This window comes from Nonomuraea sp. B1E8 (genome assembly GCF_039871515.1).
GTDB lineage: Bacteria > Actinomycetota > Actinomycetes > Streptosporangiales > Streptosporangiaceae > Nonomuraea.
Genome location: NZ_JBDPLS010000007.1, coordinates 331,633 through 353,458, shown reverse-complemented (window position 1 = coordinate 353,458; position 21,826 = coordinate 331,633). Strand labels below are relative to the sequence as shown.

The 21,826-nt window shown below is 71.0% G+C and carries 24 protein-coding genes; 13 read left to right on the top strand and 11 right to left on the bottom strand.

What is annotated here, in order from left to right; all coding sequences use genetic code 11:
- Window positions 1-2 precede the first annotated feature (2 nt).
- Complete coding sequence (locus tag ABGA98_RS24750; protein WP_347620774.1) at window positions 3-1,013, top strand: terpene synthase family protein; 1,011 nt, start codon at window positions 3-5, stop codon at window positions 1,011-1,013.
- 53 nt (window positions 1,014-1,066) lie between these two features.
- Here ABGA98_RS24750 and ABGA98_RS24745 read toward each other — a convergent pair whose 3' ends face one another.
- Window positions 1,067-2,032 (bottom strand): DUF5937 family protein, encoded by a 966-nt coding sequence (locus ABGA98_RS24745; RefSeq protein ID WP_347620773.1) that lies wholly within the window; start codon window positions 2,030-2,032, stop codon window positions 1,067-1,069.
- A 59-nt stretch (window positions 2,033-2,091) separates the two neighbouring features.
- Between ABGA98_RS24745 and ABGA98_RS24740 the strand changes: the two genes are divergently transcribed.
- Both ABGA98_RS24740 and ABGA98_RS24735 read left to right on the top strand, forming a co-directional pair.
- Window positions 2,092-3,306, top strand: a complete 1,215-nt coding sequence (locus tag ABGA98_RS24740; RefSeq protein WP_347620772.1) for an MFS transporter — start codon at window positions 2,092-2,094, stop codon at window positions 3,304-3,306.
- Window positions 3,307-3,367: 61 nt separating this feature from the next.
- Window positions 3,368-5,140: an NAD+ synthase gene (locus tag ABGA98_RS24735; protein ID WP_347620771.1), complete on the top strand. Its 1,773-nt coding sequence runs from the start codon at window positions 3,368-3,370 to the stop codon at window positions 5,138-5,140.
- 14 nt (window positions 5,141-5,154) lie between these two features.
- Here the strand turns inward: ABGA98_RS24735 and ABGA98_RS24730 are convergent, their stop codons facing one another.
- The gene (locus tag ABGA98_RS24730) at window positions 5,155-5,505 is read right to left on the bottom strand and encodes a hypothetical protein (protein ID WP_347620770.1); all 351 of its coding nucleotides are present in this window, start codon (window positions 5,503-5,505) and stop codon (window positions 5,155-5,157) included.
- Window positions 5,506-5,633: 128 nt separating this feature from the next.
- On the opposite strand from ABGA98_RS24730, the gene ABGA98_RS24725 reads away from it, so the two are divergent.
- From ABGA98_RS24725 to ABGA98_RS24710, 4 genes are all read left to right on the top strand, one after another.
- Window positions 5,634-6,014: a metalloregulator ArsR/SmtB family transcription factor gene (locus ABGA98_RS24725; protein WP_347620769.1), complete on the top strand. Its 381-nt coding sequence runs from the start codon at window positions 5,634-5,636 to the stop codon at window positions 6,012-6,014.
- A complete protein-coding gene (locus ABGA98_RS24720; RefSeq protein ID WP_347620768.1) occupies window positions 6,011-6,523 on the top strand; it encodes an SRPBCC family protein in 513 nt (170 codons plus the stop codon). Before ABGA98_RS24725 ends, ABGA98_RS24720 begins: the two co-directional genes overlap by 4 nt.
- Before the next feature lie 173 nt (window positions 6,524-6,696).
- Window positions 6,697-7,815, top strand: a complete 1,119-nt coding sequence (locus ABGA98_RS24715) for a hypothetical protein (protein ID WP_347620767.1) — start codon at window positions 6,697-6,699, stop codon at window positions 7,813-7,815.
- Window positions 7,816-7,881: 66 nt separating this feature from the next.
- A complete protein-coding gene (locus ABGA98_RS24710; protein WP_347620766.1) occupies window positions 7,882-8,115 on the top strand; it encodes a hypothetical protein in 234 nt (77 codons plus the stop codon).
- A gap of 232 nt (window positions 8,116-8,347) precedes the next feature.
- On the opposite strand, the gene ABGA98_RS24705 is transcribed toward ABGA98_RS24710, so the two are convergent.
- From ABGA98_RS24705 to ABGA98_RS24695, 3 genes are read right to left on the bottom strand one after another with little or no spacing between them, the layout of a single operon-like run.
- Window positions 8,348-9,187 carry a DoxX family protein gene (locus tag ABGA98_RS24705; protein ID WP_347620765.1) on the bottom strand — a complete coding sequence of 280 codons (840 nt, stop codon included), beginning with the start codon at window positions 9,185-9,187 and terminating at the stop codon, window positions 8,348-8,350.
- Window positions 9,180-9,611, bottom strand: coding sequence for a DoxX family protein (locus tag ABGA98_RS24700; RefSeq protein ID WP_347620764.1), 432 nt, complete (start codon window positions 9,609-9,611; stop codon window positions 9,180-9,182). Before ABGA98_RS24700 ends, ABGA98_RS24705 begins: the two co-directional genes overlap by 8 nt.
- Window positions 9,612-9,658: 47 nt before the next feature.
- Entirely contained in the window at window positions 9,659-10,003 is a 345-nt protein-coding gene (locus tag ABGA98_RS24695; protein WP_347620763.1) for a VOC family protein, read from the bottom strand.
- A gap of 84 nt (window positions 10,004-10,087) precedes the next feature.
- Here ABGA98_RS24695 and ABGA98_RS24690 point away from each other — a divergent pair, with 84 nt between their 5' ends.
- Window positions 10,088-10,957, top strand: a complete 870-nt coding sequence (locus ABGA98_RS24690) for a sigma-70 family RNA polymerase sigma factor (protein ID WP_347620762.1) — start codon at window positions 10,088-10,090, stop codon at window positions 10,955-10,957.
- Between the two features lie 502 nt (window positions 10,958-11,459).
- Here ABGA98_RS24690 and ABGA98_RS24685 read toward each other — a convergent pair.
- Window positions 11,460-12,107 carry an SDR family NAD(P)-dependent oxidoreductase gene (locus ABGA98_RS24685; protein ID WP_347620761.1) on the bottom strand — a complete coding sequence of 216 codons (648 nt, stop codon included), beginning with the start codon at window positions 12,105-12,107 and terminating at the stop codon, window positions 11,460-11,462.
- A 63-nt stretch (window positions 12,108-12,170) separates the two neighbouring features.
- Between ABGA98_RS24685 and ABGA98_RS24680 the strand changes: the two genes are divergently transcribed.
- Window positions 12,171-12,533: a MerR family transcriptional regulator gene (locus ABGA98_RS24680; protein ID WP_347620760.1), complete on the top strand. Its 363-nt coding sequence runs from the start codon at window positions 12,171-12,173 to the stop codon at window positions 12,531-12,533.
- 197 nt (window positions 12,534-12,730) lie between these two features.
- Here the strand turns inward: ABGA98_RS24680 and ABGA98_RS24675 are convergent, their stop codons facing one another.
- Window positions 12,731-13,402: a TetR/AcrR family transcriptional regulator gene (locus ABGA98_RS24675; RefSeq protein ID WP_347620759.1), complete on the bottom strand. Its 672-nt coding sequence runs from the start codon at window positions 13,400-13,402 to the stop codon at window positions 12,731-12,733.
- A gap of 78 nt (window positions 13,403-13,480) precedes the next feature.
- Between ABGA98_RS24675 and ABGA98_RS24670 the strand changes: the two genes are divergently transcribed.
- Entirely contained in the window at window positions 13,481-14,617 is a 1,137-nt protein-coding gene (locus ABGA98_RS24670; RefSeq protein ID WP_347620758.1) for a hypothetical protein, read from the top strand.
- Here the strand turns inward: ABGA98_RS24670 and ABGA98_RS24665 are convergent.
- Window positions 14,591-15,352: a TetR/AcrR family transcriptional regulator gene (locus ABGA98_RS24665; RefSeq protein ID WP_347620757.1), complete on the bottom strand. Its 762-nt coding sequence runs from the start codon at window positions 15,350-15,352 to the stop codon at window positions 14,591-14,593. The two genes, ABGA98_RS24670 and ABGA98_RS24665, sit on opposite strands and share 27 nt — an antisense overlap.
- A gap of 85 nt (window positions 15,353-15,437) precedes the next feature.
- Here ABGA98_RS24665 and ABGA98_RS24660 point away from each other — a divergent pair, with 85 nt between their 5' ends.
- A complete protein-coding gene (locus tag ABGA98_RS24660; protein ID WP_347620756.1) occupies window positions 15,438-16,346 on the top strand; it encodes an ATP-binding cassette domain-containing protein in 909 nt (302 codons plus the stop codon).
- Window positions 16,343-17,119, top strand: a complete 777-nt coding sequence (locus tag ABGA98_RS24655) for an ABC transporter permease (RefSeq protein ID WP_347620755.1) — start codon at window positions 16,343-16,345, stop codon at window positions 17,117-17,119. The genes ABGA98_RS24660 and ABGA98_RS24655 overlap by 4 nt, the downstream gene beginning before the upstream one ends.
- Before the next feature lie 12 nt (window positions 17,120-17,131).
- Here the strand turns inward: ABGA98_RS24655 and ABGA98_RS24650 are convergent, their stop codons facing one another.
- From ABGA98_RS24650 to ABGA98_RS24640, 3 genes are all read right to left on the bottom strand, one after another.
- Complete coding sequence (locus ABGA98_RS24650; RefSeq protein ID WP_347620754.1) at window positions 17,132-17,740, bottom strand: TetR/AcrR family transcriptional regulator; 609 nt, start codon at window positions 17,738-17,740, stop codon at window positions 17,132-17,134.
- Between the two features lie 7 nt (window positions 17,741-17,747).
- Window positions 17,748-19,298 carry an MFS transporter gene (locus ABGA98_RS24645; protein ID WP_347620753.1) on the bottom strand — a complete coding sequence of 517 codons (1,551 nt, stop codon included), beginning with the start codon at window positions 19,296-19,298 and terminating at the stop codon, window positions 17,748-17,750.
- Window positions 19,299-19,527: 229 nt separating this feature from the next.
- Window positions 19,528-20,847 (bottom strand): MFS transporter, encoded by a 1,320-nt coding sequence (locus ABGA98_RS24640; RefSeq protein ID WP_347620752.1) that lies wholly within the window; start codon window positions 20,845-20,847, stop codon window positions 19,528-19,530.
- Window positions 20,848-20,981: 134 nt separating this feature from the next.
- Between ABGA98_RS24640 and panB the strand changes: the two genes are divergently transcribed.
- Complete coding sequence (panB, locus tag ABGA98_RS24635; protein ID WP_347620751.1) at window positions 20,982-21,812, top strand: 3-methyl-2-oxobutanoate hydroxymethyltransferase; 831 nt, start codon at window positions 20,982-20,984, stop codon at window positions 21,810-21,812.
- Window positions 21,813-21,826: the final 14 nt, after the last annotated feature.

The following is a 21,826-nucleotide window of genomic DNA, read 5'->3' as shown; positions in this document are numbered from 1 at the left end:
CGGTGAAGACGACCGTGAAGACGACCGTGAACACCACCGCGAGCACCACCGTGTTCGCCACGGTGCGCACCGCGCTGCGTTCCGCGCTGACGTCCATGCTGCCCCTGCCGCGCAGGGGCCACTCGGCCGCCGTGGCGCTGCTGCCGCTCACCGAGCGGGTGCCCGCGATGGCGGCGCCGTGCCGGATGCACCCGGCCGTGTACGCGATCGAGGCCGCGGTCATCGACTGGGCCAGGCGCACCGGCCTGCGCGCCGACCCCGGCGTCGGTTTCCACCGGATGGCGGGCCGGGCCTTCGCCGAGTTCGACGCGGCCGCGGCGGCGTTGTTCGCGCAATGGCTGACGTGGCTGTTCCACCTGGACGACGAGCTGGACGAGGGGTCGTGCCGGCTGGACATCTTCGACGGCATGCTCAGGGGCGCGGCCCGCCATCCGCTGGAGGCGGCCTTCGCCGATCTGTGGCGGGTGACGAGCGCGCGGATGAGCGACCGGTGGCGGTCGAGGTTCGCGGTGGGGCTGCAGCGCCAGCACGACGCGTGCCGCACGGAGGCCGACAACAGGGCGGCCGGCCGGATGCCGACGCTGGAGGAATATCCCGAGCTCCGCAGGGGCACGGTGGGGCCCTACCTGTACGACCTGGTGGAGCCGTGCCTGCGGGTGGAGGTGCCGGGCTGGGTCCACGACGGCGAGCCCTGGCGCCGGCTGGTGGACGCCTGCAGCGACGTCACCGCGTGGTGCAACGACGTCGCCTCCCGGCCGAAGGAGCGCGGCGACGTGCACAACTTCGTCGTGCTCGCGATGCGCCAGCTCGGGCTGGGCGAGCGGGAGGCGACCGCGTGGGTGCTGGACCGGATCGCCGATCGATGTCAGGACATGCAGGAGGCGGCCAGGCGGCTGCCGCTGGCGGACCTCGCGCCGAAGGCGGCCAGGGACGTCAGCAAGGTCGCCTGCGCCTACCTGGCGGCGCCGCGCGCCCACCTCGACTGGCTCCTGGAGTCCCAGCGTTACGCCTGACCGCACGTGCACGCGCGTCCGTGCTGCAGGGCGCGCGGGAACGTGCCTGGGCGCTAGGCGGCGCCGCACGCGAGCATGTCGCCCGCGGGGGTGCGGCGGTAGACGACCTGCTTGCCGACCCGCATCCCCACCGCGAGCCCGCCGCCGCTGAGCACGCCGAGGTGCTGGCTGACGGCGCCCGGGGTGAGCGACATGCGGGCGGCCAGGGCCGAGGTGGTGGCGGGCTCGGCGAGCGCGAGGAGGATCTGCGCCCTGCTCCTGCCGATCAGCGCGGCCAGCGCGCCCGGCGCGGGCGGCGGCCCCTGTTCCCACAGCGTGCCCACGCCGCGCACGGGGTAGACGAGCATCGGCTGGTACGGCGGCGCGATCACCCCCACCGACGGCCACCAGAACGCGCTGGGCACCAGCACCAGGCCGGCACCGCGCACCGCTTCGTCCGCGCACCACGGCCGGTCGATGAGCAGCTTCTCCCCCGTCCAGGTGACGGCGGGGTCGAGCGTGGCGAACAACTGGTGCGCGCCGCCCTCGGCCAGCAGGCGGGAGCGGCGCAGCACGTCGCGCTCCAGCAGCCCGTACACGCGCGGCCAGAACTCCGCGAAGCACGTCTCCCAGTACGCCTCCAGCGCCCGCGCGACCCGGGCCACGCCCGCCTCGGGGTCGGCCGTGAACCGCTCGATCACCGCCCGGTCGGTCCCCTCGACCCGCAGGGCCTCCCGCCGGGCCGTCTCGGGCGGCGTACGCCTGACCCGGTCGAGCTCGGCGGCGAAGTCGGGCATCGGCGTGTCGGGCGGCGGGGTGATGAAGTCGGCCAGGTAGCCGGTCGGCGGGACGAGCGCGAACAGCTCGCTCAGGTCGAGCCCCGCGAGCCGGGGCCGGACGGCCTTGATCCACGGCAGGTGGAGTGACTGCCGGGCGGGCCCCTGGAGGGTGCGCAGGCTCGCGACGAGCTCCCACATGGGCGAGAACGCGAACCGGATGCGGGCGACGTCCTCCGAGGTGAGCACCCAGGTAACCGACATGCTTTTAGTTTCCCCTAAATCGTTCGCACCCCAAAGACTGAAATATCACGATTCCTTGCGTGTCACACATCGCCACCGAGAAGCCGTCAGACCCGCAGGGGAAGCCGTCCTTCCTCCAGTCCATGGTGGGCGGGCTGCCCCGCCCGTTCTGGGCCCTGTGGGGCGGCACCCTGGTGAACCGCCTGGGCACCATGGTCGTCCCCTTCACCGGCGTCTACCTGACGCAGAGCCGCGGCCTGTCGCTGGCCGCGGCGGGCCTCGTGATGGGCGTCTACGGCGCGGGCTCGCTGCTGTCGCAACTGCTCGCCGGGGTCCTCACGGACCGGATCGGGCGCCGGGCCACGCTGTCGGGCGGCATGGTGGCCACCGCCGTGAGCATGCTGGCGCTCGGCTACAGCTCCACGCTGCCGGCGATCCTCGTCTCCATGTTCGCGCTCGGCCTGGTGATCGACGTCTACAGGCCCGCCTCGACCGCCCTGGTCGCCGACCTGGTCTCCCCCGCGGAACGGCCCCGGGCGTACGGGCTGCTGTTCTGGGGGATCAACCTCGGCTACGCGATCGGCATGACGAGCGGCGGCCGGCTGGCGGAGCTCGGGTTCGTCTGGCTGTTCTGGATCGACGCTGTCTCCTGCGTGGTCTTCGCCGCGCTGGTGTGGCGGGCGGTCCCGGAGACCAGGCCGGAGGCGAGGGAGTCGGCCGGCGGCTTCGGCGTGGTGCTGCGCGACCGGGTGATGGTGGGGTTCACGCTGGTCGTGCTGGGCAACGCGCTGGTCTACGGGCAGACGATGACCATGCTGCCGGTGGCGATGACGGAGGTCGTGAAGCTGTCGCCGGGCCAGTTCGGGCTGGCCATGGCGCTCAACGGGGTGCTCATCGTCCTCGTGCAGCCGCTCGTGTCGGGCTGGCTCGGGCGCAGGGACGCCTCCCGCACGCTCGCTACGGGGCTGGCCGTGATGGGGCTGGGGTTCGCGATGACGGCGTTCGTCACCAGCACGCTCGGGCTGGCCGTGACCATCGTGGTGTGGACGGTGGGAGAGATCATCACGGCCGGCGTCCCCGGCGCCGTCGTGGCCGCGCTCGCACCCGCGCACCTGCGCGGGCGGTACGCGGGGTTGTTCGGCTTCGCGTGGTCGATGGCCGCGGTGCTGGCGCCGCTGATCGGCGGCCCGCTGCTGGAACTGGGCTCGAAGGCGTTGTGGTTCACGGTCGGCGGGGTCGGCGCGGTGTCGGCGCTCGGCATGCTGGCGCTCGGACCCGCGATCCGGCGCCGCTGAGCGACATATGTCACTTTTCGTCGCTTGGACGATAAAAAGCGGGACGTATTAGGCTGAGCGCGTGGCTCAACTGCGGATTGCCCTGGCACAGACCAACCCGACCGTCGGCGATCTGGCGGCCAACGCGGACCGGCTGATCGTGTGGACCCGCGACGCCGCCGAACGCGGTGCCCACCTGGTCGTCTTCACCGAAATGTTCCTCACCGGCTATCCCGTCGAGGACCTCGTTCTGCGTACGTCGTTCGTGGACGCCAGCATCAGGGCCCTGGAAGAGGTGGCGCGCAGGCTGGACCGGGAAGGCCTCGGCGAGCTGCCCGTGGTGGTCGGCTACGTCGACCGCGCCGCCCGGGCGCCCAGGACCGGCCAGCCGAAGGGCGCGCCGCTCGACGCCGCCGCGCTGCTGTTCAAGGGCGAGGTGGTCACCCGTACGGCCAAGCACCACCTGCCCAACTACGGGGTGTTCGACGAATACCGCTACTTCGTGCGCGGCGACCGCCTGCCCGTCTTCCGCCTGCACGGGGTCGACGTGGCCATCGCGGTGTGCGAGGACCTCTGGCAGGACGGCGGTCCTGTGTCCGTCGTCGGGCAGGCGGGAGCCGGGCTGCTCGTCGTCCCGAACGCCTCGCCGTACGAGAAGGAGAAGGACGACGTCCGCCTGGAGCTGTGCGCGCGCAGGGCGCGCGAGGCGGGGTGCGCGCTCGTCTACGTCAACCAGGTCGGCGGGCAGGACGAGCTGGTCTTCGACGGCGACTCGATCGTGGTGGACGGCTCGGGCGAGCTCCTGGCGCGGGCCGGGCAGTTCAAGGAGGAGCTGCTGGTCGTGGATCTCGACTTGCCGCCCTCGCAGGCGCAGACGGGGACGTTCCCGTACGACGCGGGCGACGGCACCACGATCACGGTCGAGCGCCTGGCGTTGTCCGCCGACCCGGTCGCCCCCTATCCCCCGGTGCCCGCCCCCATCGCCGAGCGGCTGGACCCGCACGCCGAGGTCTACTCCGCGCTGGTGCTGGCCGTCCGCGACTACGTGGCCAAGAACGGCTTCGAGTCGGTCATCCTGGGCCTGTCGGGGGGCATCGACTCGGCGCTGACGGCCACGATCGCCGCGGACGCCATCGGGCCCTCGCGGGTCCACGTGGTGCTCATGCCGTCCCGCTACTCCTCCGACCACTCGCTGGGCGACGCGGAGGAGCTGGTGCGCAGGCAGGGGGTGACGTCGCGGGTCGCGCCGATCGCCCAGATCGTCGACGCGTACGAGAAGGAGATCGACCTGTCCGGCCTGGCCGCCGAGAACCTCCAGGCCAGGGTGCGCGGCATGATCCTCATGGGCCTGTCCAACGAGCACGGCCACCTGGTGCTGACGACGGGCAACAAGAGCGAGCTCGCGACCGGCTACTCCACGCTCTACGGCGACTCCGCGGGCGGCTTCGCGCCGATCAAGGACGTGCCGAAGACGATGGTCTGGGAGTTGTCGAAGTGGCGCAACACCCACTCCGACCCCTCCTTCCTGCTGGAGGCCGAGCGGCCGATCCCGGAGAATTCGATCACCAAGGAGCCGAGCGCCGAACTGCGGCCCGGGCAGCGCGACACCGACTCGCTGCCGCCGTACGAGGTGCTGGACCGGCTGCTGGACGACTACGTGGAGAAGGACATGGGCTCGCAGGAGCTCATCGCGGCCGGCCACGATCCCGAGCTGGTGACGCGGGTGATCAGGCTGGTGGACGTGGCCGAGTACAAGCGCAGGCAGTATCCGCCGGGCCCCAAGATCACTCCCAAGAACTTCGGCCGGGACCGCCGCCTGCCGATCACCAACAGGTGGCGCGAGACCGCCGGCTGAACCTCCACCCCGGCTCATGACTCCCGGGCCCGGGAGTTGTGCACCAGCGACGCCTGGTGGGCCAGCGCGGACGCGAGCTCAAGCGCTCCACCGCGCTGGATCCGCTCGGCCACCCCGGCACTGCGCATGCCCGCGCTGACCCGCCGCCGCGACTCCGCGTGCCACAACACGGCCGTGGAGGTGCGCTCGCGCCAGATCCGCCACCCCGGGTAGGTGTCGCGCAGCACCTGGAGCTGGCGGACGGCCGGCTGGACGGACGGCTGGGAGCGGAAGGCCCGATCCGGCGCCTCGGCGGCACCGGGAGAGCCTGCGCCGCCGCGGGCGATCGACGAGGAGAGATCTACGGCGCCTTCCGGCTTGCTCATGCTGCGAACCTCCGCCATCCGTGGCCGCTGCGAGGAAAGGTCTAGATGTATCTGGGCCCATGAGAGGTTGCCCGGACGTGGCACCCCAACTCTGGCCAAACGCGTAACCAATAGGTTACGCTTTTCGGGTGGACGAAGTGGCGGGAGCGATCGCCGACCCCGTGCGGCGGCGGATCCTGGTGATGCTGCGCGACGGGCGACTGTCCGCCGGGCAGATCGCCGAGCAGTTCGCGATCAGCAGGCCGGCCGTGAGCCGTCACCTGCGCGTGCTCAGGGAGAGCGGCCTGGTGCACGACGAGCTGGTCGGGAGGCAGCGCCTCTACGCACTCGACCCTGGCGGGCTCGGCGAACTGCTCGCCTGGCTCTCCCAGTTCGCCCGGCCCTCCGGGTGGGAGCACCGCTTCGACGCACTGGAGACAGAGGTGTACCGAACGCGCCGCGAGCGCCGCCCCAGCACCAGCACCAGCACCAGCACCAGCACCAGCACCAGCGAGGAGAACATCGCATGAGCCCGATCCCCACCGGCCGGCTGTTCGGCACGGCCTCAGGAAACGATCTCGTTCTCACCCGCACGTTCCGCGCGCCCGCCGAGGACGTGTGGGCGAGCATCACCGAGTCCGAGCGCACGGCCCGCTGGTTCGGCCCCTGGGAGGGCGAGGCCGCGCCCGGCCGCACGATCAAGGTGCGGATGGTGCACGAGGAGCAGGAGCCCTTGTACGACCTGCGCATCGAGGCCTGCGAGCCGCCGCACCGGCTGACCGTGTCGGCGCTCGACGCGTTCGGGGCCTGGCGGGTCGACCTGCTGCTGTCGGAGTCCGCCGGCATGACGGAGTTGCGCTTCGTCCAGCACCTGGAGGGCACGGACCTGGCCGGCGACGTCGGGCCCGGCTGGGAGTACTATCTCGACATGCTGGTGGCCTCCCGCGACGGCTCCCCCGCACCTGATTTCCACGACTACCATCCCGCCATGCAGGCGTACTACCGCGACCTGTCGCCGGAGACGCCGAACGGCGCATGACCCCCGGCGGACGGCGCATCGGTTGCCGACGCGGCGCTGCCCACGGTTTCTCCATGACCCGGTGGCGCCCGGGGCATGCTCGCGGCCAGGGAGACGGCGAGCTTCCCCGCGTTCACCCAGGGCCGGGGGCGTGCAGGGTGAGAACTGTCGGGGGCGGCTGGCACAGTATCGCCGTGGCTCAACCGCTGAAAGAAATGATCAATTCCGCCTCCGTGCAGGTTCTGGCCGACGGGCTGACCGCGGCCTGGGCGCCGTTCCCCCGCGCCCGCTTCACCGAGCGCGCCCTGGCCGGGCTCGGCGGGCTGGAGCTCAAAGACCGCGTCAGGCATGTCTCGGCGGCGCTGCACGACGCGCTGCCGCTGCCCTATCCCCAGGCCGCCGAGATCGTGCGCGAGTGCGCGTCGCGGGTGCGGCTCGACATGTGGAGCGGCTGGCCGGCCACCGACCACACGGCCGCCGCGGGGCTCGAGCATCTGGAGCCCGCGATGGCCACGCTGGCCGCGCTCACGCCGTACGCGACGGGCGAGTTCGCCGTACGCCCTTTTCTGGAGCGTTACCGCGACGACGCTCTCAAGATCATGCATGCCTGGGCCGAGTCTCCCGACGAGCACCTGCGCCGCCTGGCCTCCGAGGGCTCCCGGCCCCGGCTGCCGTGGGCCGGGCGGGTGGCCTGGCTGATGGCGCCCGGGCCGACGTTGCCCCTGCTCGACCGCCTGCGCGACGACCCGAGCGAATACGTGCGCCGCTCGGTCGCCAACCACGTCAACGACCTGGCCAAAGACCATCCCCAGGTGGCTCTGGAGTTGCTCGCCCGCTGGCGTTCGGACGGCGGCTCCCACGTGGAGAAGGTGCTGCGCCACGCGGCGCGCGGGCTGCTGCGCACCGGCCACCCCGAAGCGCTCGCGCTCATGGGCGTCACCCCGGGCAGCGGCGCGGTCGACGCGCTGGCCCTGGAGGCCGACACCGTGCCCATCGGCGGGAAGCTGTCCTTCACCGTCACGGTCACGGCCGGCGCGCCGGGGCCGATGCTGCTGAAATACGCGATCCGGCGGCCTGGCTCGCGCCGCGTGTTCCACCTGGGCCAGCGGGCGGCCGACGGGTCCGGCGCGGTGTTCACCCTACGCAAGAGCCATTCTTTCCGCCCGGTCACCACCCGTGACGAGCCGCCGGGCGGGAGGGAGCTCGACGTGATCGTCAACGGCAGGGTGGCCGCGACGACCGTGTTCACCCTTGTCGATCCCGCACCCGGGCCGGCCCCTGCCACCGGCCCGTCCCCCGAAGCTCTCAGGTAGATTGCCCCGGTCACTACGGCCCGCGCAGCCGTCCGCGCACCGCACCGACCTGGAGGCGGACCCACCGTGACCCCCGACGTCGACCTGCTGGCCATCGAGATCGGTGTCATCTGGCGCCTCGACGACCGCGGCCGCCTGCCCGGGCCGGGCCTCGCCGCGGCGACCACCGCCGCCTGGGCCGGTCTCCTGCCGGGCACCCGCCTGTTCTACAGCACGAGCGCGGACGACCACTCCTCGCGGCGGGTGGCGGCGCGGCTCGGGCTCCGTTCCATCGGCTGGTTGTGGAAGCTCACCCGCTGACACGTGCAACCTCAGCCAGGCAGGCGGCAGCGAACCCTGGCCAGTGATCCGCGGTCAGGGTTCGGCCGGGGACGGCGATGACCGTCTTGGTCAAGCGACCTGTTCAAGGGAATCCAGGTCCGTGACCAGGCCTTTCGCGCCGGTGTACTGACCAGCCCAGAGGACTTCGAGACTCTTCTGCCGAGGTGACCGAGCACTTTCCCGGGATGCTGGAAGCGGGCGAGGAGTTCTGTCAGTTCGGCGTTCGTACGGTTGCGTCCTGCGGGATCGCCGGCTTCATGACGCCGTGTTCGCGGCGCCGAAGCGCCCAGGATGTGAGAGTGCACAAGGTGAAAAGCGAGGTGTAGGCCACGTGGTACCACTCGGAGCCGGACACCAGGTGTGAGACGACCGCGCCCGAGAAGTTGAAGAAGGCGCCCGCATAGGCCCATTCCTTGAGCCGGGTGAATCGCGGCAGGAGAATTGCCGCAGGGGCCAGCACCTTCCAGAATCCGATGATGTACAGGAAATAGCCTGGATAGCCGAGCGCGGCCATTCCGGCGACGGTCTCCGGCCGGTGTATCAGGTCCGCCACGCCGCCGCTCAGCAACGCTCCCGTGAAGCCCAGCGTGGCCGCCCAGTAGATGATCGTCGTACCCCTGCCGCGCCGCGAAGCGAACGGTGGCAGGCGGGGGAACGGCGTGGGGTGCGGCGCGAAGTCACGGCGGACCGCCGGCCGCAGCGCCCAGGAGATCATCGTGACGGTGGCGAAGCCGAGCGGACCGATGCCCGCGCCGACGTTCCCGACGAAGAAATGGGAGGCGGCGGCCGCCGTGTAGACGAATATCGCGCCGGCGTAGACCCATTCCTTGAGCCGGGGAAAGCGCGGGATCACCAGCACCACCGCACCGGGTATCTTCCACACGCCCAGGATGACGGCGACGTACCACGGATAGGCCAGTTGTTGTTCCAGGACGTCGCGGACGTAGTCGGTCCGCAGAAGGTCCCATACGCCGCCGACCGCGGACTCCACGGCGATGATCGAGGTGGCGGTCCAGTAGCTGACGACACGGATGCGGGTCGTTTCACGCACGCTGGTACACCCTGGGCAGTCGTTCCCGGCGCAGCAGGTCCCGCCAATCAGCCGGCCAGTTGATCAGGGCGAAGACGATCATGATCACCAGGTTGGTGGGGGCGGCGACGCGTTCGTAGAGTTCGCTGCCGGCGATGATGTGCGTCGTGGTCGCGGCGGTGAGGACCAGGATCAGGGCCGTCGCGCCGATGAACTTGAATCGCCGGCGGGGAAGGACCAGCAACACGGCGCACACTCCCTCGATGGTCCCGACCACGAACCTGAACCAGGACGGGTAGCCCCACTCGACGAACTTCACCGAGTACGCCGGCCCGAAGAACGTGGGGCCGGGCCAGTATTTCGTGACGAAGCCCATGAAGAACGTGAATGCCACGAACCAGTAGAAGGCCGTGAGCAGTCGTCGTGGCCACACGCGGGTGGACATGATTGTTTCCTCCGAAGTAACTCGTCCGGAAAATGGATGCCGCCGGTTCAGGCCGGCTGGATGAGGCCGATGACGTTGCCGTCCGCGTCGGTCACCGAAGCGATCAGCTTGCCCCCGCCGACGTCCTTGACCTCCTGCGACGTCTGCGCCCCGGCGTCGAGGAGCGCCCGCAGGCTCGCCTCGATGTCGTCGACGTGCCAGTAGGAGACGGGCCCGGACATCCCCTTCTGAAAGCCCTGCGGGTCCAGGCCGATGTTCTGGCCGTTGGCGGAGAAACCGACGTAATAGGGCTCGTCCATGTACGGCTCGACGCCCAGCAGTACGCTGAAAACGGCCTTGGCGGCGGCGAGATCCTTGACCGGGTGAATGACGGTCTTGATGCCATGGTTCATGACGTACTCCCCTGGTGTGTCGGTCACATCGGCGAAGGGCGATGGGTCATAGATATGACACGACCCGATCAAGGAATGTGACCGATGGATGACCACGCGTTTCTGGCCGACCGATTCGAGGAGCATCGCCGTCACCTGCGAGCGGTGGCCTACCAACTGCTTGGGTCACAGAGCGAGGCCGATGACGCCGTTCAGGAGGCGTGGCTGCGGGTCAGCCGCTCCGACACCAGCGCGGTCGAGAACCTGGGGGGATGGCTGACCACGGTCGTCGCCCGCGTGTCGCTGAACATGCTGCGCTCGCGCACCACTCTGCGCGAGGACCCGTTGGAGGCGGTGGCTCCGGACTCGGCCGGCGACGGCGGGAGCGATCCGGAGCAGGCCGCGCTGGTGTCCGACTCGGTCGGCCTGGCGATGCTGGTGGTGCTGGACATGCTCGCTCCCGCCGAGCGGCTGGCCTTCGTCCTGCATGACGTCTTCGCCGTGCCGTTCGAGGAGATCGCACCGATCGTGGATCGCAGCCCGGCTGCGGCCAGGAAGCTCGCCAGCAGGGCCCGGCGGCGGGTCCAGGGGGTGGACCCGCCGTCCGGTGCCGACCTGCTGCGGCAGAGGGAGATCGTCAGCGCCTTCCTCGCGGCCTCGCGGGCCGGAGACTTCGACGCTTTGCTCGCTCTGCTCGACCCGGACGTGGTGCTGCATGCCGATCGTGCGGCCGTGCTGACGGGCGCCTCCGGGCAGCTCCGCGGCGCTTCGGCGGTGGCCGAGACTTTCCGCGGCCGTGCCCGAGGCGCGCGACTGGCGCTGCTCGACGGGGCCGCCGGAGCCCTTTGGTCAGCGGGCGGGCAGCCGCGCATGGCGTTCGATTTCACGATCGCGGCGGGGCGGATCGCCGAGATCAACCTGATCGCCGACCTCGACCACCTTCGCGAACTCCACCTGGAGGTCATCGAGAGCTGACGAGGGCGCCGTGCCGGACTACGGGTTCGGCTCGTTGTCCGTACCACTCGACCGGCATTCGGCGCCAAGAAGGACCTGCCGTCTGAGCATCACCGCGTTCGCGGTGGGCCGTTCTTGAAACGGCTGCATTGACGTTGACGGGATCCCTTCTGATCACCGGCTGTGAGGAGCCTGCCGTACTCCTGACAGATCCTGGACCAGCGCCGCGCGCCGGACGGCGGCGTCGAGCCACGGGTTGTGACCGCCGGGGTCGTCGCCCGCGCCCATCAGACGCTGGTCTGGGAACGCACCCGCCACATGCTCCGGCTACGTTCGGCGCTGCGGGACTACTTCCCGGCCGCCCTGGCCGCCTACCAGCCGCTGGCCCTGGCCTCCAACGCGGTGCTCGCCCTGCTGGCCAAGGCCCCACCCCGGTCACCGCCGCGAAGCGGACCATCGGCCAGATCATCCGGGCCATCACCGGCATCAGCTCCACGCACCCCGCCATCGGCGCGTTCCCGGCTCACCCGCCGGCGCCGCCGTGCAGGACCTCCCGGTCCCAGCGGGACCTCGGCTGGGTGTGCAGGCGCCAGTAGTGCTCGGCGATGTCGTCGGGGTCGAAGTCCGTGCCGGGCGCGACGGGCCCGGCCACGGTGACGCCGGCCACGTGCACGCCCGACGGTCCCCACTGCTGGTCGAGGAGGTGCACCAGGGTCCGCACGCCGGCCTTGCCGAGCGAGAGGCTGGTGTAAGCCGCCTTGGGCTCGGGCATCCCGCCGGTGATGAGGAACGAGCCGCCGCCGCTCCTGGCCATGGCCGGGACGACGTGCGCGGCCGCGATCAGCGCACCCACCACGTTGACCGCCCAGGCGTCGAGGTGCGAGCGCATGCTCGCCTCGGCGGGCGTGTCGGGCCGGATGACGGCCGCGTTGTAGACCACGACGTCCGGCGTGCCCAGCTCGGCGGCGGCCGCGTCGAGCGCGGCGCGCAGCTCGTCCTCGTCGGCGCTGTCGGCCCGGTAGCCGCGCGCCCCGTCCACATCCAGCGTCGTCCCTGACCGTGACACGAGGGCGACCTCCATGCCCTCTTTCGCGAACCGGCGGGCGACGGACCGCCCGATCCCCGGTCCTGCCCCGACCACCACCACACCCGGCATCATCGGCTCCTTCATGTTGTTGCCCTAAGAACAATGGGACGGTAAGGCGTCACATCGATGTGAAGGTCAAGGGAACACATGCGGATCGGTGACCTGGCCCGGGAGACCGGGGTGAGCAGGCGGCTACTGCGTTACTACGAGGAGCAGGGCCTGCTGCGGCCCGTGCGGCTGCCCAACGGCTACCGCGACTACGGCGACGCGGACGTCGCCGCCGTCCGCCACATCCGGGTGATGCTCGCCGCGGGGCTGCCGACGTCGGTGATCGCGCAGTTGCTCGACTGCGTGCATGACGACGGCGGGCGGATGGTGCCGTCCGGCTGCCAGGGCATGGCCGGCAGCCTGCGGAGGGAACGCCGGCGCATCGCCGAGACCATCGAACGGCTCCAGACGTCCCAGCGGGCGCTCGACTCCCTGCTGGCCGCCGTCGCGGAACAGCGGTGACCGCGTGAACAGGTCCGGCCCCGCCCCGTCCGCCGTCCCTGGATGATCGCGGATCAGAGCCCCTTGCCACGCCGGGCGTCCCCGGGTGATCGCGGGTCTGGGTCACGAGCCGCGCGTGCGGTTCCTGGCGATCGCCTCGAGGGCCGGGAACGATCGCGTTCGGCGAGCCACCACTCGCGTTCAGAGAACCGGCAACCTCAACCGGGTGGCAGGCGGGTCGCGATGCCGTCGAGGACGAGGTCGAGCCCGAGCAGGAACTGGGCCTCGAAGTCGCCGTTGTCCACCTGGGCGTGCCGGGCGAGCTCGCCGACGTGGTCGTCGAGGTGCCGGGTGACCTTGCCGCGGATCTCGGCGTCGGCTTCGGGCGTGCGTACGGTGTCCCACCAGGTGTTCTCCGACGCGACGAAGCCGTTGACGTACGAGCTGAGCGTGCCGACGGCGGCGACGAGCGTGGCGCCGCTCAGCCCGGCGTCGGCCAGCGCGGAGTAGAACACGCGGGAGCGGGCCAGCGCGTTCGGTCCGAGCAAAGGGCGCGTGGCGGTGAGCGCGGGCACCCAGGGGTGGCGGCGCATCACCTGCCTGCTCTGGGTGAGCTGGCGCACCAGCAGCTCTCGCCACGGGCCGGCCTCCGCGGGCTCGATCTCGCCGATCACTTCGTCGAGGGCCAGGTCGAGGACGTCCTCCTTGCTCCTGACGTACTCGTAGAGCGACATCGTCCCCGCCCGCAGGCGCGCGGCCAGCGCCCGCATCGAGAACCCGGCCACGCCCTCGGCGTCGAGCAGCGCGACGGCGGCCGTGACGATGCGCTCGCGCGTCAGGCGTGGCCGGCGCGGCCGGTCGTCGGCGCGGAACCAGATGGACTCCGGCACGCTCCCGCTTCCTTTCCGTGCACTGTACGGAAAACCGTACGGCTAGCTTAAGGCGCCCAGAGCAGAGGAGGAGATTCCATGGCAGAGCAGCGGTGGCGGCACGACTACGCGATGCTGGCGTTGCGGGTCGACCAGGTGCTGGGCGGCGGCATGCTCATCTACTCGGGTCCGGCGGAGTGGAGGGCGACGGTGGAGTCGGAGCCGCCCGCAGCCCCGGGCGGGCTGGCCGGGGAGGCGGATCGGCTGCTGGAGTCCGCCCCGTCGGCCTATCTGGCCGCTCAGGTGCGCGCGCTGCGGGCCGTCGCCCGCCGGCTGGACGGGGAGCGGCTGCCCCTGGCCGAGTACGCGCGCGAGTGCCTGGGCCTGGAGCCGCGGCGGCTGCCCGAGGAGGTGTTCGAGCAGGCGCACGCGGAGCTGGACGCGGCGCTCCCGAGGACCGGCGGCTCGCTGGCCGACCGGATGCGGGCGTGGCAGGCGGCCCACACGCTGGAGCCGATCGAGCGGCTGCCGGAGCTGGCGGCCGGCGCGGTGGCCGAGACGCGGGCGCGGACGAGCGCGATCATCCCGCTGCCGGAGGAGAGGGTGGAGGTCCGGCTCGTGGAGGGGGTGGCGTTCCACGCGGCCGGCGCGTACGAGGGCGGCCTGAAGTCCACGATCCACGTCAACAAGGCGATCCCGTTCAACCTGGCCGATCTGCTGTACGTCATCGCGCACGAGGGCCATCCCGGGCACATCGCCGAGTCGCTGCTCAAGGAGCGCCAGGACGACCAGGACGTACGGTTCATGTTGTCGCCGTCGTTCGTGCTCAGCGAGGGCCTCGGCCTGCTCGCCGAGGAGCTGGTCTTCCCCGGCGGCGAGGCGCGGGCCTGGCTGGACGAGCACGTCTTTCCCGAGGCCGGCATCCGGCCCGACGGGAGCGACCTGGCCGCGATCCACCACGCGAAGAACGTGTTGTGGGGCGTCTGGGGCAACGCCGTGTTCATGGCGGAGGAGGGGCGGAGCGAGGCGGAGCTGGCCGCGTACCTGGGCCGGTGGGCGTTGTACAGCGAGAGCGAGGTGGCGCTGGCCATGGGGTTGATCAAGCCGACGCCGACAAGCCCGTACCTGTTGGGATATTTCCATGGATGGGAGCTTCTGCGGCCCTGGGCGACCACCCCCGACCGGGTCCGCCGCCTGCTCACCGAGCAGCTACTTCCCGCCGACGTCAGCCCCTGACGCGCGCCGCGCGATCAGCGCCTCGACGCCGTCGAGCAGCAGCTCGAGGCCGAAGTGGAAGTCGCCGTCGTCGACCCACCCTTCGGCGCCGCGCAGCGCGCCCGCGCGCACGGCGGCCGACAGCGCCGGGTAGGTCTCGGTGTCGAGCAGCCCGGCGAGGACCTCGCCGTAGTCGTCGGCTCCCCCGACGCCCGGGTCGTCGACGTACGGCTCTCCGGACGTGGCTACGAGCGCCGCGTCGGTCAGCGCGTAGCCCGCCAGGGCACTGGCCACGTTGATCTTCTCCCCGCCGTCCAGCCCTATGCCGTCGAGCGCGGCGAGCAGGCGGTCGAGCCAGAGCAGCCGACGGGGGCCCAGCGGCGGGGTGAGCCGCGCGATCGGCAACAACCACGGGTGCTCAAGGAGGGTGTCGCGCTGGGCGCGGGTCCAGAGCTCGAGATAGTCGCGCCAGGACCGGCCCGCGAGGTCGGGCGGCTTCGGCACGACGAAGTCGGCCATCGCGGTGAGGAGCTCTTCCTTGCTCCCGACATAGCGGTAGAGCGCCGTCGCCGCCACCCCCACCCGCGAGGCCACGCTCGCCATCGAGACCCCGGCCAGGCCCTCGGCGTCGGCGATCTCGATGGCGGCCGAGGCGATCATGGTCAGGTCCAGCCGAGGTCTCGGCCCTCGGCGCGAGACCGGCTCGCGCCCCCACAACCGCTCCACCACGGGCGGCAACGACCGATCCTGCGACATTCGGCTTCCTCCTTGACTCACTCCTAGGATTCTGCATTACCTTGAAACTATGAACGTCATACACAGTACGTCATTCACAGAAGCTGTGCACGCCAGAGGACTGACCAAGTCCTTCGGCGGCAGGCCGGTGCTCGCGGGGATCGACCTGACCGTGCCCACCGGCTCCCTGCTGGCCCTGCTCGGACCGAACGGCTCCGGCAAGACCACCACCGTGCGCATCCTGACCACCCTGCTCGCGCCGGACGGCGGCACCGTCACCGTGGGCGGCCACGACGTCACCCGCAAGGGCGTCGCGGTGCGCCGCGTGATCGGGCTGACCGCTCAGCAGGCCACGGTCGACGGGCTGCTGACCGGCCGGGAGAATCTTGAGCTGTTCGCCGGCCTCTACCACCTCGGCGGGAGGCAGGCCCGGCGGCGAGCGAGCGAGCTGCTCGAACGCTTCGACCTGACCGCCGCGGCCAACCGCCAGGTCTCCGCCTATTCCGGCGGGATGCGCCGCCGCCTCGACCTCGCCGCCAGCATGATCTCCAACCCGAAGATCCTCTTCCTTGACGAGCCCACCACCGGACTCGACCCGCGCAGCCGGGCCGAACTGTGGTCGGTGATCCGCGAACTGCTCGCCTCCGGCACCACCATCCTGCTGACCACCCAGTACCTCGACGAGGCCGACCACCTCGCCGACCGCGTCGTGGTGATCAACGGCGGGCGGGTCGTGGCCGACGACTCCCCCGCCGCGCTCAAACGCCAGGTCGGCGCGGAACGCCTGGTGATGCGCCTGTCGCGGGCCGACGACGTACCCCGTGCCGGGGCCGCGCTCGCCGACGCCCACCTCGACCCGGACACCCGCGAGGTCACCGTGGCCGTCCAGGACCCCCGGCACCTGCACAGGACGCTGGACCTGCTCCACCGGGCCGGGATCGACGTCGAGCACGTGGCCTTGCGCGCCCCCACCCTGGACGACGTGTTCTTCGAGCTCACGGCGGCCGCGGCATGAGCGCCCTCGTCACCTCGGCAGGCGACCTTCGCCGCCTCGTCGTCCGCGACCTGCGCCGCGAGCTGCGCGTTCTCGACGGCCTCATCGTGAACACGGCGCTGCCCGTGATCATCATGCTGCTCTTCGTGTACGTGTTCGGCGGCGCGATCACCACCGGCTCCAGCGGCCTGTCCTACATCGACTTCGTCGTCCCCGCCGTGCTGCTCATGTCAGGCGGGTACGGAGCCGCCCTGTCGGCCGTGAACATCTCCGAAGACCTGACCGGAGGCATGATCGATCGTTTCCGCACCCTGCCCATCAGCGGCTGGGTGGTGCCCGCGGGACACGTCGTGGCCTCGGTGGTGCGCAACGTGGCATCGTCCGCCATCGCCCTGCTCGCCGCGATCGTCCTCGGGTTCCGCCCCGAGGCCACCCTCACCGGCTGGGCTCTGGTGCTGGCACTGGTCGCGGGATACGTCCTCGCGATGTCCGCCCTCGCGGTCGTGTGGGGGCTGCTGGTCAAGTCGACCCAGGCGGCGGGAGCGTTCAGCTTCGCGGTGCTCTTCCTGCCGTACCTCTCGGACGGGATCGTCCCCGCGGAGACGATGCCGGGCGTGCTGCGCGACTTCGCCTACAACCAGCCGGCCACACCGATCATCGAGACGCTGCGGGCGCTGCTCCTCGACCGGCCCGTGGGCTCGTCGGGGGCGGTGGCGGCGGCGTGGCTGATCGGCGTGGTGGTGATCAGCGTCCCGGTCGCGGCCCTGCTCTTCCGCCGCAGGACCGCCGCCTGACGGCCCCGCCGATCAGGGTCGGGGCGTTATCCCGGCCAGGACCACGTCGACCACCCGTACGGCGAGGTCGGGAGCGAGCTCGCCGCCGGGCCCCCACTTGGTGTGCCAGAGCATCGTTCCCGAGAGCAACGCCATGCCCATGTCGACGTCCAGGTCGGGATTGAGCTCGCCGGAGGCGATGCCGCGCTCGATCACCGCGCGCATCGCCTCCCTGCGAGGGGTGATGGCCCGCTTGACGAACCGCTCCATCAGCTGCGGATAACGATCGGCCTCGCTCATCGCGATGTTCATCACGCAGCGGCTGCGGGGCTGACCCGCCTCCCTGCGCATGGCGTCGAGCAGGCTGATCAGGTCGTCGCGCACCGATGTGCCGCCGAGCTCCGGCAACGGCGCCTTGAGCGTGGCGAGGGCGTCGACGACCAGATCTTCCTTGTTGGACCAGCGCCGGTAGATCGTGGTCTTGCCGACGCCTGCCCTCGACGCGATCGCCTCGATGGACAGCTCGGACACACCCATGCCTTCGCCGAGCAGGTCGAGGGTCGCCTCGATGATCGCCTTCTCGGCCTTCTCGCTGCGCGGACGGCCCGCGGGGCGGGCAACCGCTGGTTCCTGGATCGTCATCGCGGCCTCACACTGTAGCGGGTTCCCTCTGTTCCGTCTGCCGCACCGGGCGCGGCTTGCCGGGCATCCACCTCGCCACGACCACGATGCCGATCAAGCCGACCACCGCCGACACCATGGCCGTGACGTGCATGCCGTCGACGAACGCGGCGAACGCCGGCTCGATCAGCGCCTGCCCCTGCTCTCCCAGAGCCTGGGCGACACCCATCGTCCCCATGATCGACTCGCCGGCGGCGTGCTGGGCGTCGGCGGGCAGGCCCGCCAGCACCGGCGCCATCTCGCCCCGGTAGCTGGAGGACAACACCGAACCGAGCACCGCCACTCCGAGCGCGCCGGCCAGCTGGCGGACGGTGTTGCTCATCGCGGATCCGACACCGGCCTTCTCCCTCGGCAGCGATTCCATGATGGCGGTGGTCGCGGGCGGCATGATGTTGGCCATCGCCGCACCCTGCACGAAGAAGACGATCTCGATCAGCAGGATCGGCGTGTTCTGGTCCATCAGAGCGTAGCTGCCCAGCGCCAGGGTCACCACGATCATGCTCACCGTGGCCGACAGCTTGGCGCCGAACCGCTCGTTCACCCGCTGGCTGAGGGGCGCGAAGATGAGCTGCGCCGCGGCGAACGGGATCATCAGCGCCCCCGCCTGCACCGGCGTGAACCCCAGCACGATCTGCAGGTAGAAGGTCAGGAAGAACATCCCGCCCATCATCGCGAAGAAGACGATGCCCATCATGCCGATGGCCGAGCTGAAGCGGACGTTGGCGAAGTTGCGGACGTCGAAGACCGGGTGGTCGATGCGCCGTTCCCACCACACGAACACGCCGAGCACCGCCAGGCCGAACAGCGTCGGCACCAGCACTTCGGCGCTGGCCACGGTGGCGAGTTCGCCGCCGCGGATGATGCCGTACACGACGGCCACCAGACCGATGATCGACAGCGCCACGCCCAGCGGGTCGAGCCTGGACGGCTTCGGGTCACGCGACTCGGGCACGACCATGGAGATCAGAACCAGGCTGACCAGCACGATCGGCACGTTGACCAGGAACACCGAGCCCCACCAGAAGTGCTCGATCAGCAGGCCGCCCGTGATCGGGCCGATCGCCACCGCGAGGCCGACGCCGCCGGCCCACACGCCGATGGCCTTGCCACGCTCACCGGGCGGGAACACGTTGGAGATGATCGCCAGCGTGGCCGGCATGATGGCCGCGCCGCCGATGCCCATCGCCGCCCTCGCCAGGATCAGCTGCGTCGGATCCTGGGCATAGGCGCTGGCCAGCGAGGACAGCCCGAACAACACCATGCCGATGAACAACATGCGCTTGCGCCCTGTTCGGTCGCCGATCACGCCGAACGTGAACAACAACCCGGCGAACACCAGCGTGTAGGAGTTGATCGCCCATTCGAGCTCGCTCTGCGTCGCCCCCAGGCCCACCGTCTCGTCGGCGATGGTCTTCATCGCGACGTTGAGGATCGTGTTGTCCAGCACGACGGCCAGCAGGCTGAACACCAGCACGCCGAGGATCGCCCATCGGCGTGGATGCCCCGTTTTCGGGTCCATGACAAGGTCCTTAATTTCGATACGTTCAAGTTTCGCAACGACACCGTAGCGCAATGCATTCCGATACGCAACGGTCTCGTTTCGTAAATCGTGAGTGAACTCCGTGAACCAGCGGGATCACTGCCGCCGCCCCCACCACTCGGCCGTCCACCCCTCACACGGGGCGACACGGGCGTCCTGCCGGCGCAAGGGAGGTGTCCTTCTCCAGCACCCGGACGACCTTCTGTCCTTACACGCCGGACGTCCCCTCCACCGGCACCACGGCCACCTGCTCCACCGGTGCCGTGGCAACCGTCTGGGCCGGCGCCGTGGCGATCGTCGCCGCCGGCGCCGTGGAAGCGCCCTCCGGCCGCGGCGTAGCGGGCCGGATCGGCGCGGTGGATGCCATCGGGCGGCGGCGCCAGAACGGGAGGGCGATCACCACCGTGGCCACCCCCACCAGGCCGGCCACGGCGAACGCCCACGCCGGGCCCGTACCGTCGATGACGGCCCCCGCGATCGGCGCCGAGACGGCACCACCCACCAGCAGCGCGGTGCCGTGGAAGCCCATCGCCTCCCCCCTCGCCCCTGCGGGCACCCAGCGGCTGAGCACGTCGACGGTGGACGACAGGGACGGCGCGCAGAGCATGCCCGAGGGCAGCAACGCCAGGACCAGCCAGTGCCAGCCGCCGCCCACCCACGCCACGGGGACGGTCAGCAGGCCCATGGCTCCGATGAGGACCAGCGGCGAGAACCCGCGGGACAGGCCACCGTACAGGAAACCGCCGCTTAGGGAGTAGACCGCCCAGATGGCCACGGCGAGCCCGACCCACGCTGTCTGGCCTGCGTGCTCCATGGTGGCGACCAGAGCGAGCTCGGCCGCCGTGAGCACGAACGTGGCCGCCGCGACCGTGCCGAGCAGCGCCACGAACGCCGGCGTGACCCACTGCCTCCTGGGCACCTTGACCGTCTGCTCCGCCATCTCGTCGGCCGAGCGGGTGGGCGGGTTGAGCACGATCAGCCCCACACCCGCCGACGTCACCCCGAGCCCGATGAGGGCCATCGTCGGGCCGCTGCCGAGCGTCGTGACGCCGGCCACCGCGAGCGCGGGACCGGTCATGTAGGACAGCTCGACCAGCATCGAGTCGAGCGCGAAGCCGCTGCGCCGCTGGGGCTCGGGCACCATGGCGGCCAGGCACTGCCGGGTCACGCTGAAGACCGGCAGCCCCAGCAGCCCCGCCACCGCCGCCGCCACGGCGAGGACGGGGAACGGCAGCGCCCACGCGCACGCCCAGAACACCGCCTGCGCCACGGTCGTGACGACGACCACGGGACGCAGCCCATGCCTGTCGACGAACCTGCCCGCCAGGGGCGAGCCGATCGCCATGCCGATCGTGCTGGCCATGGTGACCAGCCCGGCCTTGGCGAAGCCCAGGTCGAGCGTGGTGGCGACGTGCAGGGTCAGCGCCATGCCGACCGCCGTGGACGGGATGCGCGCCAGCAGCCCCACCAGCAGCAACGTGGGGAGACCCGGAATCCTGAGCAGGCGCCGGTAGGGGTCAAGAGCCATGGTGTTCGCTACCTCCGCGCCGATTCTGGCAAGAGGCACCGACAGTTCTGCCACTCGTTTTCCGCGCGTGCCATCATCGGAGGAGTCCGGGGACGCCACTGGGGCGCCTCGAGACCTTCCTGGAGTGATGACACATGTCCTCTTCGACCACGCTGTACGGCGGCGCCGCCGGACGCCGCGTCACCGTCCGCGACCTCGTCGCCGCCAAGGAGCGCGGAGAGCGGTGGCCCATGGTCACCGCCTACGACGCGATGACGGCGAGGGTGTTCGACGCGGCGGGCATCCCCGTCCTGCTGGTGGGCGACTCGGCGGCCATGGTCGTCTACGGCCACGACTCCACGCTCCCCGTCACGGTCGACGACCTGCTGCCGCTCACGGCGGCCGTCGTACGCGGCTCGTCGCGCGCGCTGGTGGTCGCCGACCTGCCGTTCGGGTCGTACCAGTCCTCTCCGCGGCAGGCGCTGGAGACGGCGGCGCGCTTCGTGAAGGAGGCGGGCGCGCACGCGGTCAAGCTGGAGGGCGGCCGCCGGGCCGTTCCCCAGGTCGAGGCGCTGGTCTCGGCGGGCATTCCGGTCATGGCGCACCTGGGCCTGACCCCGCAGTCGGTCAACGTCATGGGCGGTTACCGCGTCCAGGGCCGCGGGCCGGCGGGGGACGAACTCATGTCGGACGCCAAGGACCTGGAAGGGGCCGGAGCGTTCTCGGTGGTGCTGGAGTGCGTGCCGGCCGATCTGGCGCAGCGGGTCACGACGTCGCTGGCGATCCCGACGATCGGCATCGGAGCGGGCCCGTCGACGGACGCGCAGGTGCTGGTGTGGCAGGACCTCATGGGGCTGACGCCGCGGCCGGCCAAGTTCGTCAAGCAGTACGCGGATCTGGCCGCCGAGATGGACCGCGCCGTCCGCGCCTTCGCCGCCGACGTCACCTCCGGCGCCTTCCCCGCGCCCGAGCACACCTACCGCTGACGGGCGCGGCTCAC